Genomic DNA, 18,413 nt, shown 5'->3' with positions numbered 1-18,413 from the left:
AATGCGTCCGGCTCTATGGGGTGCCAAACCTGGTCTGTCCCCCCAGGACACCAACCTGACCACCATTTCCAACAACCTGGCGAACGTCTCGACCACGGGTTTCAAACGTGACCGTGCCGAGTTCCAGGACCTGCTGTATCAGATCAAGCGCCAGCCAGGCGCCCAGTCGACCCAGGACAGCGAACTGCCGTCGGGTCTGCAACTGGGTACCGGTGTGCGCATCGTCGGCACCCAGAAAAACTTCACCGCCGGCAGCCTGCAAACCACCGAGCAGCCGCTGGACATGGCCATCGACGGTCGCGGTTTCTTCCAGATCCTGCAGCCGGACGGCACCACGTCCTACACCCGTGACGGCACCTTCCACCTCGACTCCAATGGCCAGATCGTCAACGCCAGCGGTTTCGCCCTGGAGCCGGCCATCGTCATCCCGAACAACGCGCAGAGCTTCACCGTCGGCACCGACGGCACTGTGTCGATCACGGTGCCAGGCAACCCGGCCGCTCAGGTGATCGGCAACCTGCAAACCGCCGACTTCATCAACCCGGCTGGTCTGCAGGCAGTGGGCAACAACCTGTTCCTGGAAACCGCTGCTTCCGGCGCGCCGCAAATCGGCACCCCGGGCCTGAACGGTTTCGGTACCACGCTGCAGAACACCCTGGAAGGTTCCAACGTCAGCACCGTTGAAGAGATGGTCAACATGATCACCACTCAGCGCGCCTACGAGATGAACTCCAAGGTGATCTCCACCGCCGACCAGATGCTCTCGTTCGTAACGCAGAATCTGTAATCAAGTCTATGGGGCGGCCATACGGTCGCCAGCAACACCGTGAGGTAGGGTCATGAAACGCTTCGTATCTGTTCTGGCATTGGGTGGGGTCGTCTCGCTCGCGGGCTGCGTCGCACCGACGCCCAAGCCCAATGACCCTTATTACGCTCCGGTGTTGCCACGCACGCCGTTGCCGGCAGCCGCCAACAACGGCTCGATCTATCAGGCAGGTTTCGAGCAGAACCTGTACAGCGACCGCAAGGCGTTCCGGGTCGGTGACATCATCACCATCACCCTGAACGAGAAGACGCAGGCCAGCAAAAACGCCAACTCCCAAGTGGCCAAGAACAGCAAGACCGGCATCGGCCTGACTTCGCTGTTTGGCGGCAGTGGCACCACCAACAACCCGTTGGGTGGCAATGACCTGAGCCTGGACGTCGGCTACAGCGGCGACCGCGCGACCAAGGGCGACAGCAAGGCGGCGCAGGGCAACACCCTGACCGGTTCGATCACCGTGACCGTGGCCGATGTGCTGCCCAACGGCATCATCGCCGTGCGCGGCGAGAAGTGGATGACCCTCAACACCGGCGATGAGCTGGTGCGGATCGCCGGTCTGGTGCGTGCCGATGACATCGCCACCGACAACACCGTGTCGTCGACCCGTGTCGCCGATGCGCGCATCACCTACTCGGGCACCGGTTCGTTTGCCGATGCGAGTCAGCCAGGCTGGTTCGACCGTTTCTTCCTCAGCCCGCTGTTCCCTTTCTAGGTGGCGACTTTGAATTTCAAGAGCCTCATGCTGGCTGCGGCCCTGTTGTCCGCAGCCTTTGGTGCCCACGCCGAGCGGCTGAAAGATATCGCCAGCATTTCCGGCGTGCGTTCCAACCAGTTGATCGGTTACGGCCTGGTGGTCGGGCTTAACGGTACCGGCGACCAGACGACGCAAACCCCGTTCACCCTGCAGACCTTCAACAACATGCTCTCGCAGTTCGGCATCAAGGTGCCGCCAGGGTCGGGCAACGTGCAGTTGAAAAACGTCGCGGCGGTGTCGGTGAGTGCCGATCTGCCGGCGTTCGCCAAACCGGGGCAGCAGGTCGACATCACCGTGTCTTCGATCGGTAACTCCAAGAGCCTGCGCGGCGGCACCCTGTTGCTGACCCCGCTCAAGGGTATCGACGGCAACGTCTACGCCATCGCTCAGGGCAACCTGGTGGTGGGTGGTTTCGATGCCGAAGGTCGTGACGGTTCGAAGATCACCGTCAACGTTCCGTCGGCCGGTCGTATTCCGGGCGGTGCTTCGGTCGAGCGTTCGGTGCCGAGCGGTTTCAACCAGGGCAACAGCCTGACGCTGAACCTCAACCGTTCCGACTTCACCACCGCCAAGCGCATCGTCGACAAGATCAACGACATGCTCGGCCCTGGCGTGGCGCAAGCCATCGACGGTGGCTCGATCCGGGTGACGGCGCCGCTGGATCCGAGCCAGCGCGTCGACTATCTGTCGATCCTCGAAAACCTTGAAGTCGACCCGGGTCAGGCGGTGGCGAAAGTCATTATCAACTCGCGTACCGGCACCATCGTGATCGGCCAGAACGTGAAAGTTTCGCCGGCGGCCGTGACCCACGGCAGCCTGACCGTGACCATCACCGAAGACCCGATCGTCAGCCAGCCGGGCCCGTTGTCCAATGGGCAGACCGCCGTGGTGCCACGCTCGCGGGTCAATGCCCAGCAGGAAGCCAAGCCGATGTTCAAGTTCGGCCCGGGCACCACCCTCGACGAAATCGTGCGGGCGGTGAACCAGGTCGGCGCGGCACCGGGTGACCTGATGGCCATTCTCGAAGCACTCAAGCAGGCCGGCGCGTTGCAAGCCGACCTGATCGTGATCTGAGGACGGCGACCATGGATATGCGCAAAGGCAGTCTGGTGGGCACGGGCGATTCGGGGTCGTACTCCGACCTCAATCGTCTGAACCAGCTCAAGGTCGGCGACAAGAACAGCGATGCGAACATGCGCAAGGTGGCGCAGGAATTCGAATCGCTGTTCCTCGGCGAAATGCTCAAGTCGATGCGTTCGGCCACCGAGGCGCTGGGTAAAGACAACCCGATGAACACTCCGGCGGCCAAGCAATATCAGGAAATGTACGACCAGCAACTGGCGGTGTCGCTGTCCCGCGAGGGCGGTGGTATCGGTCTGGCCGACGTGCTGATGAAGCAGATGTCGAGGAACAAGCCGCTGGCGCCGGGTGAGGCTGCAGCTGCGTCCGCCGCCAAGCAAGAGGCGGCGAAAGCCGCTGCGGTGCAGACCCCGATTGCCGCCGGCACCACCGCCACCAACGGGCCGTTATCGCGGCTCAATGGCGAGCGTCCGTTGTGGGCCTCGCGTTCCGGGCGTGTGGCTACTACCGAAGCCTCGCACAGCAATGACATGGCGATGATCAACAAGCGTCGTCTGGCATTGCCGCCGAAACTGGCCGATCGTTTGCTCGCCGGTCTGGTGCCTTCCGCCACGCCGACCGCCGCCAATGCGTTGCCGCAACGCACCGCGACCACGGCCGCCACCGGCGCCGGCCCGCTGTACAACGGCGACTGGCTGAGCCGTGCCGAAGATGCGAAAGCGTCCGGCGGGCAGATGCAGATTTACGGCCGGGCCATGGCGCAGATTCCGCTGGCACCGGCCAAGCGCGCCTTCAGCTCCGCCGACGAATTCGTCAACACCATGCTGCCGATGGCCAAAGAAGCCGCTGCGCGTATTGGCGTCGATCCGCGTTATCTGGTGGCGCAAGCCGCACTGGAAACCGGCTGGGGCAAATCGGTCATGCGCGCCCAGGATGGCAGCAGCAGTCACAACCTGTTCGGGATCAAAGCCAGCAGCAACTGGACCGGCGATTCGGCCCGGGCGATCACCAGCGAGTTCCGCAACGGGCAGATGGTCAAGGAGACGGCGCAGTTCCGTTCCTACGCCTCGTACAAGGACAGTTTCCACGATCTGGTGACTTTGCTGCAGACCAACAATCGCTATCAAGATGTGGTGAAGTCGGCCGATAACCCAGAACAGTTTGTACGCGAGTTGCAAAAGGCCGGTTACGCGACCGACCCGAACTACGCGACGAAGATTTCGCAGATAGCCAAGCAGATGAACAGTTTCGAAAACTACGCTGCGGCCGGCGTTTCCACGACGCCTCTATAAACATACGGTAAGGTTTGAATCATGAGTTTGCTCAATATCGGGATGTCGGGGTTGGCCGCGAGCTCTTCCTCTCTGGCGACGACAGGTAACAACATTGCCAACGTCGACACCGCCGGTTATTCACGCCAGCAAACCGTGCAGGGCACCAAGGCCTCGCAGCAGTTCGGCAACGTCTTCATCGGTACCGGTACCACCCTGGCTGACGTGCGCCGGGTCTACAACTCTTACCTCGAAAACCAGCTGCATACCGCCACCTCGCTCAACAGCGAAGCGGCTGCGTACGGTGCCCAGGCCACTGCGCTGGATGCCTCGATGTCCGATACCAACACTGGCCTGACCGGTGTGCTGCAGAAGTTCTTCACCACGATGCAGGGCGTGGCGACCTCGGCCACTGACGACACTTCTCGTCAGTCGGTGCTGACGGGGGCGCAGGCGCTGACCAGCCGTTTCAATGCGCTGGCCAAACAGCTGAACGATCAGAACACCACGATCAACGGCAACCTGGGCGACATGACCTCCCAGGTCAACAAGCTGGCCACTTCGATTGCCAATCTGAACCAGAAGATCGGTGAGATTTCCACCAGCGGCGGCCAGCCGAACGACCTGCTCGACACCCGTAATGAAGCGGTGCGCCAGCTCTCCGAGCTGACCGGTGCACAGGTCGTCGAACGTGGCACCAGTTTTGACGTGTATATCGGCACCGGCCAGCCGCTGGTGATCGGCAACACCACCAACACCCTGAGCACCGTGCCGAGCAAGGACGATCCGACGCGCATGGCCATTCAGATGGACCGTGGCTCAAGCGTCATCGACATCACGTCGGCCATGAGCGGCGGCGAAATCGGCGGCCTGCTGACCTATCGCAAGGAAGTGCTCGATCCGTCGCTCAATGAGCTGGGGCGTGTCGCGCTGGTCGTCGCCGATCAGATCAACAGCCAGCAAGCCCAGGGCATCGACAAGAACGGTGACTTCGGCGCAGCGCTCTTCAACAACATCAACAGTGCCGCGCTGGTCAGCCAGCGCAGCATTGCGCAGTCGGGCAACAGCGCAGGTTCGGGCAACCTCGATGTCACCATCAAGGACACCGGCAAGCTGACCACCAGCGATTATCAGGTGACCTTCACCAGCGCCACCAACTATTCGGTCAAGCGCTCCGATGGCACCGACATGGGCTCGTTCAGCACCACGACCACGCCACCGCCGGTGATCGACGGCTTCACCCTGGCCCTCAACGGCGGCGCCCTGAGCGCTGGCGACACCTTCAAGGTGACGCCGACCCGTAACGCAGCCAGTTCCATCCAGACCGTGCTGACCGATCCGAAGAAAATCGCTGCGGCAGCACCGCTGACCGGGGTGGCCAGTGCCAACAACTCCGGTACCTACACCCAGCCGACGCTGACCGATTCGATCGACATCTACAACCCGGCGTCGCAGGCCGAGTTGCAGAATGCGCTCAAATATTCGACGCCGGTCAAACTGGTGTTCGGTGCGGTCGCCAGCGGCAGCCAGTCGTACAACATGGTCGACGCCAAGGGCAACACCATCGGTTCGGGCACCATCGTGCCGGGGCAGGCCAACACCTTGAACCTCAAGGTCGGCATGGTCGACTCCACCGGTGCGCCGGTGATGGACACCACGGTCACGCCGAACGTGCAGAAGACCTTCACCGTGCAGACCACCGTGGGCGCGACGCCGAAGTCCGGCGAGACCTTCACCATCAACCTGACCGGCGCAGCCTCTTCGGACAACCGCAACGCCCAGGCGCTGGTTGGCCTGCAGACCAAGCAGACCGTGGACACCGGCAGCGGCAGCAAAGGCATCAGCCTGACGGACGCCTACAACAAACTGGTGACCAACGTCGGTACCAAGGCTGCGCAGAGCAAGTCCGACAGCGACGCCACTTCGGTGATCCTCGATCAGGCCAAGGGCGCGCGCGACTCGCTGTCCCAGGTCAACCTCGATGAAGAGACCGGCAACCTGGTCAAGTATCAGCAGTACTACACAGCGTCTTCGCAGATCATCAAAGCTGCGCAGGAAACTTTCGCCACGCTGATCAACAGTCTTTAAGGAGTCGTAATTCATGCGCATTTCCACCGCCCAGTATTACGCGACGCAAGCTGCTCAATATCAGCGCAACTACAGCAAGACGGTCGCGACCGCCAACGAAGCGAGCAGCCTGCAGCGCATCAACACTGCTGCCGACGATCCGATCGGCGCCGGTCGTCTGCTCAAGCTGGGTCAGCAAAGTGCGATGCTCGACCAGTATCAGGGCAACATCGACACCACCAAGAGCGCGCTGACCGTGCAGGAGTCCACATTGAACTCCATCACCACGGCACTGCAGCGCGCCAAGGAAATCGGCCTGGCCGCCAACAACGGCATCGCCACCGATGCTGACCGCAAGGCGTACGCGGCGGAACTGGGCCAGATCCAGCAACAGGTGCTGGGCCTGATGAATTCCAAGGACGCCAACGGCAACTATCTGTTCTCCGGTTCCAAGACCGATACCGCGCCGTACTCGCAGAACGTCGACGGCACCTACACCTACAACGGTGACCAGACTCAGATCAACCTGGGCATTGGTGACGGCATGTCGGTCGCGACCAACACCACCGGTTGGGATGCGTTCCAGCAGACCATCAACACCAGTCGCACCCAGACCAACATGACCGCTCCGGCGGTGGATGACGGTCGTGTGGTGCTGTCCAACGGTACGGTCGGCACAGCGGCGACATACAACGCCAAATTCTCCGGCGGACAGCCATACACTGTCAGCTTTGTCAGCAGCACCCAGTTGAAGATCACCGATGCCCTGGGCAACGACGTGACGTCCGAAGCCAGCCAGAACGGTGTGATCAGCAATAGCAACGGTACTAACCAGGCCGTCAGCTTCCGTGGCGTTGACTTGAAGTTGAACATCAACCTCAAGGCCGGTGACACTAACCCTGACGCAGTCATCGCCGGTCACAGCTTCCAGCTGTCGGCCACGCCTGACTCTTTCACCACCGCGCGCAGCCCCGGCAACCCGTCGACCGCAGTGATCACCGGCGCCAGCGTGACCGATCAGGCGGCCTACAGTGGGGCTTTCCCGTCGGGCGGCGGTGCGGTGCTGAAGTTCACCAGCGCCACCGACTTCGATCTGTACGCGGCCCCCGTGACCGCTGACAGCAAACCGGTGTCCTCGGGCACCATGGTCGGTGGCAACGCCACGGCTGCCGGTGTGACTTTCGCCATCGGCGGTACGCCGGGCGCGGGCGATCAGTTCTCGATCCAGTCCAACAACCACCAGACCCAGAACGTACTCGACACCCTGGGTCAGATGGTCACGGCGCTGAACCTGCCGATCGATGGTGATCCGGTGGTCAAGCAGAAATTCCAGGGGGCCATGGAATCGGCGTTGGGCAATCTCGACAGCGCTTCCAACCAGATTGGCGCTGCGGTGACCTCGATCGGTGCTCGCGGGCAGTCGCTCGATGATCAGGACACGACCAACCAGAGTCTGATCCAGGCCAACACCATGACCCAGGGTTCGATCCGTGACTCGGATCCGGCCGAGGTGATGACCCGCCTGACGTTGCAGCAGACCATGCTGCAAGCCTCGCAATTGGCCTTCAGCAAAATCAGTCAGTTGGGTCTGTTCAACAAGATCTGACACTGAACGGGCGCGCGAGCGCCCGTTTGCCCAGTTCTTCAGTTAATGTTTTTTGCGGTTTCATGGGCTCGCTTTACCGAGCGGGCTCGTACCGCCTGCGAGCCCGCCGTGAATTCACTTCCCCTCGTCAGCCTTGTCATTCCTGCCTTCAACCCGCGCTTCTTCGAGCGCGCATTGCGCAGCGCCGTCAGCCAGGGCTATGGCCATCTCGAAATCATCGTGTGTGATGACAGTCGTGGTCCTGAAATCGAAGCCATCGTCGCGGCGATAACCGAGCAGAGCGGGGTTGTCGTGCATTACGTGCGTAACCCGCGCACCCTGGGCATGGTCGGCAATCTGCAAGCCTGCCTGGATCTGGCCCAAGGCGAATTCATCAAGTTTTTGTGTGACGACGATCAGCTGTTCGCCAGCTGTATCGAGCGTCAGGCTGATGTCTTGGCCAATCGTGACGAAGTCAATCTGGTGCTGGCCCAGCGTCTGTTCTGGGACGCCGACGACATGGTCCTGCCTTCACGCCTGGAAAATACGCCACTGTCACCGGTCAGTGGATTGTTCAAGGGGGAGGACCTGCTGGCGCTCTTCGAGACGTTCCCGTCGAACCTTCTCGGTGGTTTCAGTAATGCCCTGTTCCGCCGCGCCGACGTTGTCGAATTGCTGCCGGCGTTGACGCAGCCGGGCCACTGTTTTGTGGCGAGCCTGGATTTCGCATTGTTCGTGTGTCTGCTGCGACGCGGCAACGCGGTGATCTCCAATCATGTCTTGAGTATCGAACGCCTGTATCCGGATCGCCTGAGTGGCCAGCAAGTGATGAAGGATGCTCTGGCCGTCGAGCAGCAATGGCTGCTGCAAATGCTCAAGGCGCGCAGCGGCGAATCGGCGCCCGCCAAGGGCTGGGTGCGTTATGTGCCCATGCCCAAGGCAGATGAGTCGCCCCGGGTCTGGGTGGAGCTGCCGCTGAGCCGCACGCTGGGTACCAAACAAAGTGCGCAGATCTGGCAGGTCGGCGCGGACAGCCAGAGTTTTGCCGAACTCTATGCGCAATGGCTGGAGTGCCGCAGGCTCAGCGACGTGCAGAACAGACTGCTGCCGGACACGCTGGCGAGCTGGCCGTCCACGCCGCGAATCGTGCCAGTCGTGGTGGATGAGCAGGGCAGTTCGGCGGCGCTGGAACGCACCCTGGAGAGTCTCGCCGCGCAGGTCTATCCACCCGAGTTGACGCTGGTACTGTCCACCGATTGTTCCGAGCCGGTACTGGACGGTCGGGTGTTCCATTTGCCGTTGCAGGACGATTACCTGCAACAGATCAATCAACTGCTGCCGCAGCTGGAAGGTGCTGACTGGTTTTATCTGCTGCGCGCCGGTGATCGTCTGGTGCCCCCGGCCCTGCTGATGATGGCCGAGCGCATCGCCTTCAACAGCGCCCTGCATTGTCTGTACAGCGATGAAGGCAGCTTGCGCGCAGGGGAATCGGTGGAGCCGGCATTCAAGCCCGACTTCAACCTGGATCTGCTGCGCAGCTACCCTTTTGTCGGCCGCGCGCTGGCGTTCCGGCGCGAGGTTTTTCTGGCGCTCGGCGGTTTCGATTCGACCTTCACTGAGCTTGCGCCTCACGACATGCTCTGGCGCATGGTTGAGGATCACGGCACCCAGGCGGTCGGACACCTGGCCGAGATTGCCATCGAGTCGACATTCGACCTGACCCAGTGGCTGTCGCTGCCGGCCGTGACGCAAAACAATTCACGATTGCTGTCGGCCCATCTTGACCGTCTGGGTATCTCCCACGACCTGCGCCGAGGCAGTGTCGACCTGCTCAATCGAGTCGATTATCGGCATGCGCATCGGCCGCTGGTCTCGATCATCATTTCGACCCGCGACCAGATTGCGGCGCTGCAACGCTGCGTCGAGAGCCTGCTGGAAAAAACCGCTTACAGCGAATATGAGCTGCTGCTGGTCGACAATGGCAGTCAGACCGCCGAGGCCCGTGCCTGGCTGGACGGCATGGCGCAATTGGGCAGCGAGCGTGTACGCGTGCTGAGTTACCCACAGCAGGGCAATGTCGCCGCATTGCGCAACTTTGCCGTGAGTCAGGCAAGGGGCGAATACGTCCTGCTGCTCAATCCTTATACGGTGATCACTCAGGCTGACTGGCTCGACGAACTGCTCAATCACGCGCAGCGCCCGGAAGTCGGCATCGTTGGTGCCAAGCTTTTCAATCCTGATGGCTATGTTTTGCATGCGGGTCTGGTGCTCGGTTTGCAGGGGCCGGCCGGCTTGCCGTTCTATGGCCAGTCGATGCAATCCTCCGGCTACATGTTCCGTTTGCAGGTGGTCCAGGATCTGAGCGCCGTTGGCGCCGATTGCCTGATGGTGCGCAAGTCAGTGTTCGATGCAGTGGGCGGCCTGGATGAGCAGAGCCTGCCGCGCATGCTGTATGAAGTGGATCTGGCGCTGCGCGTAGCCCGCCAGGGTTATCTGGTGGTGTGGACGCCCTATGCGGCGCTGGCGCTGGGCGCGCAGCCGGTCGATGCGGTCAACGATGAGGAAGGGGTCTCGCACAATCAGCAGGAAGAAACGTTCTTCAAGCGCTGGCTGCCGGTCGTTGCCCGTGACCCTGCCTACAATCCCAATCTGTCTTTGCACAAGCACACGGGCTCGAGCTTCACGCTCGAACCGGGCCTGCGCACCGGCTGGAGTCCTTTCAGCACTGGCACCCAGCCGAAGATTCTCGGGTTGCCGATCAACGCCTCGGCGATCGGTCACTATCGTGTCACGCAACCGCTGATCGAACTCGAAGCGGCAGGGCGGGTGCAAGGGCAGATTCGCTATAGCGTGAACCTGCCGCCGATCGTTGAAATCGAGCGCATGTCGCCTGATGTAATCGTTCTGCAAGGGCGTTACACCGAGGCGTCGGTCAACGAAATGCCGGTGCTGCGCAACTACTTCAATGCGCGGCGCATCTACGAGCTGGATGACTACGTCATTGATGTGCCGCATCGCAATGCGCATATCCGCAACATGCCGGACAAGTTTGAAATGGAACGCATTGTTCGCCGGGCAATCGGCATGTGCGACCGTGTCGTGGTTTCGACTCAGCCATTGGCCAACGCATTGTCGGACATGCATCACGACATTCGCGTCGTACCGAACATGTTGGCGAAAGAGTTCTGGTGCAACCTGCGCAGCCAGCGCCGCACTTCGAAAAAGCCTCGCGTCGGCTGGGGCGGCGGCACCAGTCACCATGGTGACCTGGCGGTGATCGCCGATGTCGTGCGCGAACTGGCGGATGAGGTCGACTGGGTGTTTTTCGGCATGTGCCCGGATGACCTGCGTCCCTACATGCATGAGTTCCACGGGGTGATTCCCCTTGATGCGTACCCGGCGAAACTGGCCAGCCTCAATCTCGATCTGGCCCTGGCACCGCTGGAGTTCCACATCTTCAACGACTGCAAGAGTAACCTGCGTCTGCTGGAGTACGGCGCCTGCGGCTATCCGGTGATCTGCACCGACACCGAGGCCTATCGCGGTTACCTGCCGTGCACACGGATCAAGACCAACACCACGGATGAATGGCTGCAGGCAATCCGCATGCACTTGGCCGACCCGGATGCGAGCTACCGCATGGGGGACGAGTTGCGCGAGGTGGTGCTGCGCGACTACATCTTGCGCGGCGACAATCTGCGTTACTGGGAGAATGGCTGGCTGGCGGATTGATCGGTTCGTCCGGGCAGTAGCGAAAAACAGGCGACTTTCACAGTCGCCTGTTTTTTTTTGCCTGCCTGTTCGTCTTTATTTCATTCCCGATACATTTCTTTTCGGCGGGCTCAAGGATTGGGTATTTCCTGTCGATATCAACACAATCGCTGTTCCAGAAAATTTCGCCGCGATGACGTGTGATCGCCACGCTGGCCTGTACCGGTTCACAAACAAGGCAAGGAAGAAGTAATGGCAGTTATAAACGGGACAAACGGCGCGGATACGCTGAACGGTACCAGTGGTGATGACGAGATCAATGGCCTGGGTGGCAATGATCTGATCATGGGTGGGGCCGGTGCCGACAAGATCGATGGCGGTGCAGGTACCGACACGGTGGATTACTCGGCGTCTGCCGCAGGCATCAATATCGACATCCGTTACACCGTGCCAGGGCGTCCGGGCATTGGTGGCGACTCGGAAGGCGATACCCTGTTCAACATCGAGAAAGTCATCGGTACGGCCTTCAACGATACGTTCAGCATCGATACCATCGGGGCGACCTTCGAAGGTGGCGCGGGCGATGATGTGTACATTCTCAACACCGGCAACGCGACGGTCATTGAGCAGGCGGGCGGCGGCAATGACGAGGTGCGCACCAACTATGGCGTGCTGGGCCTGAACGCCAACGTCGAGCGCCTGACTTACACCGGCACCGGCGCATTCACCGGTTACGGCAACGCCAGCGACAACATCATCACCGGTGGTATCGGCAACGACACCCTGTTCGGTGGCGCGGGCGCCGACCAGTTCATCGGCGGTGCCGGTTTCGACGTCGCGGGCTACACCGACAGTACTGTCGGCGTGACCATCAACCTGAAGACCGGCGTGCACAGCGGTATTGCCGCCGGTGACACCTTCACCGACATCGAAGGCATCCTGGGTTCGAACTACAACGACACCTTCGTCGCCGATAGCCGGGCGATTGCCTTCGATGGCGGCGTGGGGAACCTGGACACCGTGGACTACTCGACCTCGGCTGCCGCGATCAACGTCGACATGCGCTACAACGCGCCAGGCCGTGCAGGCATCGGTGGCGACTCGGAAGGCGATACCCTGTTCAACATCGAAAAGGTCATTGGTACGGCCTTCAACGACACCTTCAGCATCGAGACCGTCGGGGCGACCTTCGAAGGTGGCGCGGGTGATGATGTGTACATCCTCAACACCAGTAACGCGACGGTCATCGAGCAGGCGGGTGGCGGTAATGACGAAGTGCGCACCAACGCTGGCGTGCTGGGTCTGAATGCCAACGTCGAGCGCCTGACCTACACCGGTACCGGTGCATTCGTCGGTTACGGCAATGCCAGCGACAACATCATCACTGGCGGTAGCGGCAACGACACCCTGTTCGGTGGCGCGGGCGCCGACCAGTTCATCGGCGGTGCCGGTTTCGACATCGCGGGCTACACCGACAGCACCGTTGGCGTGACCGTCAACCTGAAAACCGGTGTGCACAGCGGTATTGCCGCCGGTGACACCTTCACCGGCATTGAAGGCATTCTGGGTTCGAACTTCAACGACACCTTCGTCGCCGACAGCCGGGCGATTGCCTTCGATGGCGGCGTGGGGAACCTGGACACCGTGGACTACTCGACCTCGGCGGCCGCAATCAATGTCGACATGCGCTACAACGCGCCAGGTCGTGCGGGCATTGGTGGCGACTCTGAAGGCGATACCCTGATCAACATCGAGAAGGTCATCGGTACGGCCTTCAACGACACCTTCAGCATCGACGCCATCTCGGCGACTTTCGAGGGTGGCGCGGGTGATGATGTGTACATCCTCAACACCAGTAACGCGACGGTCATCGAGCAGGCGGGTGGCGGTAATGACGAAGTGCGCACCAACGCTGGCGTACTGGGTCTGAACGCCAACGTCGAGCGCCTGACCTACACCGGTACCGGCGCATTCACCGGTTACGGCAACGCCAGCGACAACATCATCACTGGTGGTATCGGCAACGACACCCTGTTCGGTGGCGACGGTGCAGACCAGTTTATCGGCGGTGCCGGTTTCGACGTCGCGGGCTATACCGACAGCACCGTTGGTGTCACCGTCAACCTGAAGACCGGCGTCAACTCGGGGATTGCCAAGGGTGACACCTTCGTCGATATCGAAAGCATCCGTGGTTCGAACTTCAACGACACCTTCGTCGCCGACAGCCGGGCGATTGCCTTCGATGGCGGTACGGGAACCATGGACACCGTGGACTACTCGACCTCGGCGGCCGCGATCAACGTCGACATCCGCTACAACGCGCCAGGCCGTGCGGGCATCGGTGGCGACTCGGAAGGCGATACCCTGATCAACATCGAAAAGGTCATCGGTACCGCCTTCAACGACATCTTCAGCATCGACGCCATCACGGCGACCTTCGAGGGTGGCGCGGGTGATGACGTGTACATCCTCAACACCAGCACCGCGACGGTCATCGAGCAGGCGGGTGGCGGTAATGACGAAGTGCGCACCAACGCTGGCGTGCTGGGTCTGAATGCCAACGTCGAGCGCCTGACCTACACCGGTACCGGTGCATTCACCGGTTACGGAAATGCCAGCGACAACATCATCACCGGCGGTAGCGGCAACGACACCCTGTTTGGTGGCGACGGCGCCGACCAGTTCATCGGTGGCGCCGGTTTCGATATCGCGGGCTACACCGACAGCACCGTTGGTGTCACCGTCAACCTGAAGACCGGCGTCAACTCGGGGATTGCCAAGGGTGATACCTTCGTCGATATCGAAAGCATCCGTGGTTCGAACTTCAACGACACCTTCGTTGCCGACAGCCGGGCGATTGCCTTCGATGGTGGCACGGGAACCCTGGACACCGTGGACTACTCGACCTCGGCGGCCGGAATCAACGTCGACATCCGCTACAACGCGCCAGGCCGTGCGGGCATCGGTGGCGACTCGGAAGGCGATACCCTGATCAACATCGAAAAGGTCATCGGTACCGCCTTCAACGACACCTTCAGCATCGACGCCATCACGGCGACCTTCGAAGGTGGCGCGGGTGATGACGTGTACATCCTCAACACCAGTAACGCGACGGTCATCGAGCAGGCGGGTGGCGGTAATGACGAAGTGCGCACCAACGCTGGCGTACTGGGTCTGAACGCCAACGTCGAGCGCCTGACCTACACCGGCACCGGCGCATTCGTCGGTTACGGCAACGCCAGCGACAACATCATCACCGGCGGCATCGGCAACGACACCCTGTTTGGTGGCGACGGTGCCGACCAGTTCATCGGTGGCGCCGGTTTCGACATCGCGGGCTACACCGACAGCACCGTTGGCGTGACCGTCAACCTGAAAACCGGCGTGCACAGCGGTATTGCCACTGGCGACACTTTCACCGATATCGAAAGCATCCGTGGTTCGAACTTCAACGACACCTTCGTCGCCGACAGCCGGGCGATTGCCTTCGATGGCGGCACGGGAACCATGGACACCGTGGACTATTCGACCTCGGCGGCCGCAATCAATGTCGACATGCGTTACAACGCGCCAGGCCGTGCAGGCATCGGTGGCGACTCTGAAGGCGATACCCTGATCAACATCGAGAAGGTCATTGGTACGGCCTTCAACGACACCTTCAGCATCGACGCCATCACGGCGACCTTCGAGGGTGGCGCGGGTGATGATGTGTACATCCTCAATACCAGCACCGCGACGGTCATCGAACAGGCGGGCGGTGGTAATGACGAAGTGCGCACCAACGCTGGCGTGCTGGGTCTGAATGCCAACGTCGAGCGCCTGACCTACACCGGTACCGGTGCATTCACCGGTTACGGCAATGCCAGCGACAACATCATCACCGGCGGTAGCGGCAACGACATCCTGTTTGGTGGCGACGGCGCCGACCAGTTTATCGGTGGCGCCGGTTTCGACATCGCGGGCTACACCGACAGCACCGTTGGCGTGACCGTCAACCTGAAGACCGGCGTGCACAGTGGCATCGCCACCGGTGACACCTTCACCGGCATCGAAAGCATCCGTGGTTCGAACTTCAACGACACCTTCGTCGCCGACAGCCGGGCGATTGCCTTCGATGGCGGCACGGGAACGATGGACACCGTGGACTACTCGACCTCGGCGGCCGCGATCAACGTCGACATGCGCTACAACGCGCCAGGCCGTGCAGGCATCGGTGGCGACTCGGAAGGCGATACCCTGTTCAACATCGAAAAGGTCATTGGTACCGCCTTCAACGACACCTTCAGCATCGACGCCATCACGGCGACCTTCGAGGGTGGCGCGGGTGATGATGTGTACATCCTCAACACCGGCACTGCGACGGTCATCGAGCAGGTGGGCGGCGGCAATGACGAAGTGCGGACCAATTTCGGTCAAATCGGCCTGAATGCCAACGTCGAGCGCCTGACTTACACCGGCACCGGCGCATTCACCGGTTACGGCAATGCGATCGACAACATCATCACCGGCGGCATCGGCAACGACATCCTGTTTGGTGGCGACGGTGCCGACCAGTTTATCGGTGGCGCCGGTTTCGACATCGCGGGCTACACCGACAGCACCGTTGGCGTGACCGTCAACCTGAAGACCGGCGTGCACAGTGGCATCGCCACCGGTGACACCTTCACCGGCATCGAAAGCATCCGTGGTTCGAACTTCAACGACACCTTCGTCGCCGACAGCCGGGCGATTGCCTTCGATGGCGGCGCGGGAACGATGGACACCGTGGACTACTCGACCTCGGCGGCCGCAATCAACGTCGACATCCGCTACAACACCCCAGGGCGTGCGGGCATCGGTGGCGACTCGGAAGGCGATACCCTGATCAACATCGAGAAAGTCATTGGTACCGCCTTCAACGACACCTTCAGCATTGACCTGCTCACAGCGACCTTCGAAGGCGGCGCGGGTGATGATGTTTACATCATCAACGGCGCAGGCGGCACGGTCATCGAACAGGTGGGCGGTGGCAATGACGAGGTGCGAACCAACTACGGTCAAATCAGCCTGAACGCCAACGTCGAGCGCCTGACTTACAACGGCACTGGCGCGTTCATCGGTTACGGCAATGCGATCGACAACATCATCACTGGCGGCATCGGCAACGACATCCTGTTCGGTGGTGATGGTGCCGACCAGTTCATCGGCGGTGCAGGCATGGACACAGTCGGCTACACCGACAGCACTGTCGGTGTGACCCTGAACTTCAAGACCGGAGTCAATTCCGGAATTGCTGCAGGTGATACCTATTCAAGCATTGAAAGATTCCTGGGCTCCAAGGCCGGCGATATCTTCATCGGTTCCAGCACTGCCATGGCCATGGACGGTTCCGATGGCGTCGACCTGGTCAGCTATGAGCAATCCGCCAGCGCCGTGACCATTGACCTGAAAACCAACGCCAACGCCGGTGATGCTGCTGGTGACACGTTCGCCGGTTTCGAGATTTACCAGGGCAGCAACTTCGACGACACCTTGTCCGGATCGATCTACACCGACATTTTTGTCGGCGGCGCAGGCGCCGACCGGATCGACGGGCGTGAAGGGTTCGACAGTGCGTGGTACGTCAACAGTGCTGCCGGCGTGAACATCAACCTGTCAACCAACGTCAATCAGGGGGGGGACGCCCAGGGTGATGTCCTGCTCAATATCGAGCGGGTAGTGGGCAGCCATTTCAACGACACGATCACAGCCAGTGCAGTCGGCACCCTCCTGGAAGGTGGACTGGGCAATGACGTGCTGTATGGCGCTGACGGCAGTGACACCCTGTATGGCGGACTGGTTTCCCCGATCGCGCCGTTCACTGTGGCTGGCGTTGCCATCGGGCCGCAAGCGGACCTGATGTATGGCGGTAATGGCGACGACTACATTTACAGTGCTGCCGACGACGTTGGCACCATCGCCTATGGCGAGGCTGGCAGAGACACGATCGTTGTTGTCCATGGCAAGGCCGACGGTGGTGACGGTAACGACACACTGACGGGTACGGGCGACAACTTCGTGTTGATGGGCGGGGCGGGCAATGACTCGCTCAACCTTGGCCTCTATAACCTGTCCGTAGGGCGTGTGCCTGCCGACGGCTATGCCAACGGCGGTGAAGGTGATGACACGTATACCGTCAACACCGGCCTGTTGGTGACCATTCGTGACGACGGCCACAGCACCAATGACACGCTGATCCTGAACAACGTTCAGTCAGCCGCGACGTTGCAACTGGCGCGAGTCGGGGATGACCTGTACCTCAATGACGGCTATTTCCCTGTGTCGGATCCAACCGCCCAAGGTGTCAAGTTGCAGGGCTGGTTCGCGGGAGGCAACACCATCGAGCACTTCCAGGCGGCCAACGGTGATGTTCTGCCACTCAATGGTGACGGGTTTGCCATGTTTGGCTGATACCGCACCACGATGCTTTCCATGCCGGATGTGATGGGGAGATCGGGTGACGAAAACAGGCGACCTTGTGTCGCCTGTTTTTGTTTCGTCTCAAGTGGATATCTCCCTTCTGGTATTACATGAAATGGCTGTGGTCATGAGCTCGAAGCAAGATTTAAACAAAATTAACCTCAGCGTTATTTGAAGGTATCTAGTTCAACAACAAGGCAAGGAAGAAGGTAATGGCAGTCATAAACGGGACAAACAGCGTGGATACGCTGACAGGTACCAGCGGCGATGACGAGATCAACGCTTTGGGTGGCAATGATGTGATTAAGGGCAGCGGCGGCGCGGATAAGATCGATGGTGGCAGCGGCATCGACACGGTGGACTACTCGTCCTCTACTCAAGCGATCAACGTGGATATTCGATCGGGGGTTGCTCAGGCAGGGCGCGGTGGCGATGCCGAAGGTGACACCTTGCTCAACATCGAAAAAGTCATCGGCTCAGCCTTCAATGACAGCTTTACCGTGACAACGGCCGTCGCCACTTTCGAAGGTGGCGCTGGCGACGATATCTACTACATTAACGCCAATGTCGCTTCAGCCATCATCGAACAGGCGGATGGCGGCAACGATGAAATGCGCGTGTCAGTGGTCACTGCAAGCCAGACGTTCATGGCGGACAATATCGAACGCCTGACCTTCCTCGGCA

At 60.8% G+C, this 18,413-nt stretch carries 9 protein-coding genes; all 9 read left to right on the top strand.

Annotated features, from left to right (window positions below; genetic code table 11):
* The first annotated feature begins 1 nt into the window (after position 1).
* Positions 2-787, top strand: coding sequence for a flagellar basal-body rod protein FlgG (gene flgG, locus ACIP8I_RS15250; RefSeq protein ID WP_400762128.1), 786 nt, complete (start codon positions 2-4; stop codon positions 785-787).
* A gap of 52 nt (positions 788-839) precedes the next feature.
* The gene (gene flgH, locus ACIP8I_RS15245) at positions 840-1,535 is read left to right on the top strand and encodes a flagellar basal body L-ring protein FlgH (protein ID WP_007965503.1); all 696 of its coding nucleotides are present in this window, start codon (positions 840-842) and stop codon (positions 1,533-1,535) included.
* A 27-nt stretch (positions 1,536-1,562) separates the two neighbouring features.
* Positions 1,563-2,651 carry a flagellar basal body P-ring protein FlgI gene (locus ACIP8I_RS15240; protein WP_161794916.1) on the top strand — a complete coding sequence of 363 codons (1,089 nt, stop codon included), beginning with the start codon at positions 1,563-1,565 and terminating at the stop codon, positions 2,649-2,651.
* Between the two features lie 11 nt (positions 2,652-2,662).
* On the top strand, positions 2,663-3,949 hold the full coding sequence (gene flgJ, locus ACIP8I_RS15235; protein WP_400762125.1) for a flagellar assembly peptidoglycan hydrolase FlgJ: 1,287 nt from the start codon (positions 2,663-2,665) through the stop codon (positions 3,947-3,949).
* 21 nt (positions 3,950-3,970) lie between these two features.
* Positions 3,971-6,016, top strand: coding sequence for a flagellar hook-associated protein FlgK (flgK, locus tag ACIP8I_RS15230; protein ID WP_007965497.1), 2,046 nt, complete (start codon positions 3,971-3,973; stop codon positions 6,014-6,016).
* Positions 6,017-6,029: 13 nt separating this feature from the next.
* Positions 6,030-7,601 (top strand): flagellar hook-associated protein 3, encoded by a 1,572-nt coding sequence (locus ACIP8I_RS15225; RefSeq protein ID WP_400762123.1) that lies wholly within the window; start codon positions 6,030-6,032, stop codon positions 7,599-7,601.
* A gap of 108 nt (positions 7,602-7,709) precedes the next feature.
* On the top strand, positions 7,710-11,312 hold the full coding sequence (locus ACIP8I_RS15220; RefSeq protein WP_400762121.1) for a glycosyltransferase: 3,603 nt from the start codon (positions 7,710-7,712) through the stop codon (positions 11,310-11,312).
* A 231-nt stretch (positions 11,313-11,543) separates the two neighbouring features.
* On the top strand, positions 11,544-17,720 hold the full coding sequence (locus ACIP8I_RS15215) for a hypothetical protein (protein WP_400762119.1): 6,177 nt from the start codon (positions 11,544-11,546) through the stop codon (positions 17,718-17,720).
* Positions 17,721-17,941: 221 nt separating this feature from the next.
* The coding region (locus ACIP8I_RS15210) for a calcium-binding protein (RefSeq protein WP_400762118.1) at positions 17,942-18,413 on the top strand (472 nt) is incomplete at its 3' end.

This window comes from Pseudomonas sp. NPDC088414 (assembly GCF_044753325.1).
Taxonomy (GTDB): domain Bacteria; phylum Pseudomonadota; class Gammaproteobacteria; order Pseudomonadales; family Pseudomonadaceae; genus Aquipseudomonas.
Note: the sequence above shows the minus strand (reverse complement) of the source record. Positions and strands in the feature narration are given on the sequence as shown.

Bases quoted from the DNA above. Each gene is read 5' to 3' on its own strand.
- flgG (WP_400762128.1), top strand. From the start codon at position 2: ATGCGTCCGGCTCTATGGGGTGCCAAACCTGGTCTGTCCCCCCAGGAC.
- flgH (WP_007965503.1), top strand. From the start codon at position 840: ATGAAACGCTTCGTATCTGTTCTGGCATTGGGTGGGGTCGTCTCGCTC.
- ACIP8I_RS15240 (WP_161794916.1), top strand. From the start codon at position 1,563: ATGCTGGCTGCGGCCCTGTTGTCCGCAGCCTTTGGTGCCCACGCCGAG.
- flgJ (WP_400762125.1), top strand. From the start codon at position 2,663: ATGGATATGCGCAAAGGCAGTCTGGTGGGCACGGGCGATTCGGGGTCG.
- flgK (WP_007965497.1), top strand. From the start codon at position 3,971: ATGAGTTTGCTCAATATCGGGATGTCGGGGTTGGCCGCGAGCTCTTCC.
- ACIP8I_RS15225 (WP_400762123.1), top strand. From the start codon at position 6,030: ATGCGCATTTCCACCGCCCAGTATTACGCGACGCAAGCTGCTCAATAT.
- ACIP8I_RS15215 (WP_400762119.1), top strand. From the start codon at position 11,544: ATGGCAGTTATAAACGGGACAAACGGCGCGGATACGCTGAACGGTACC.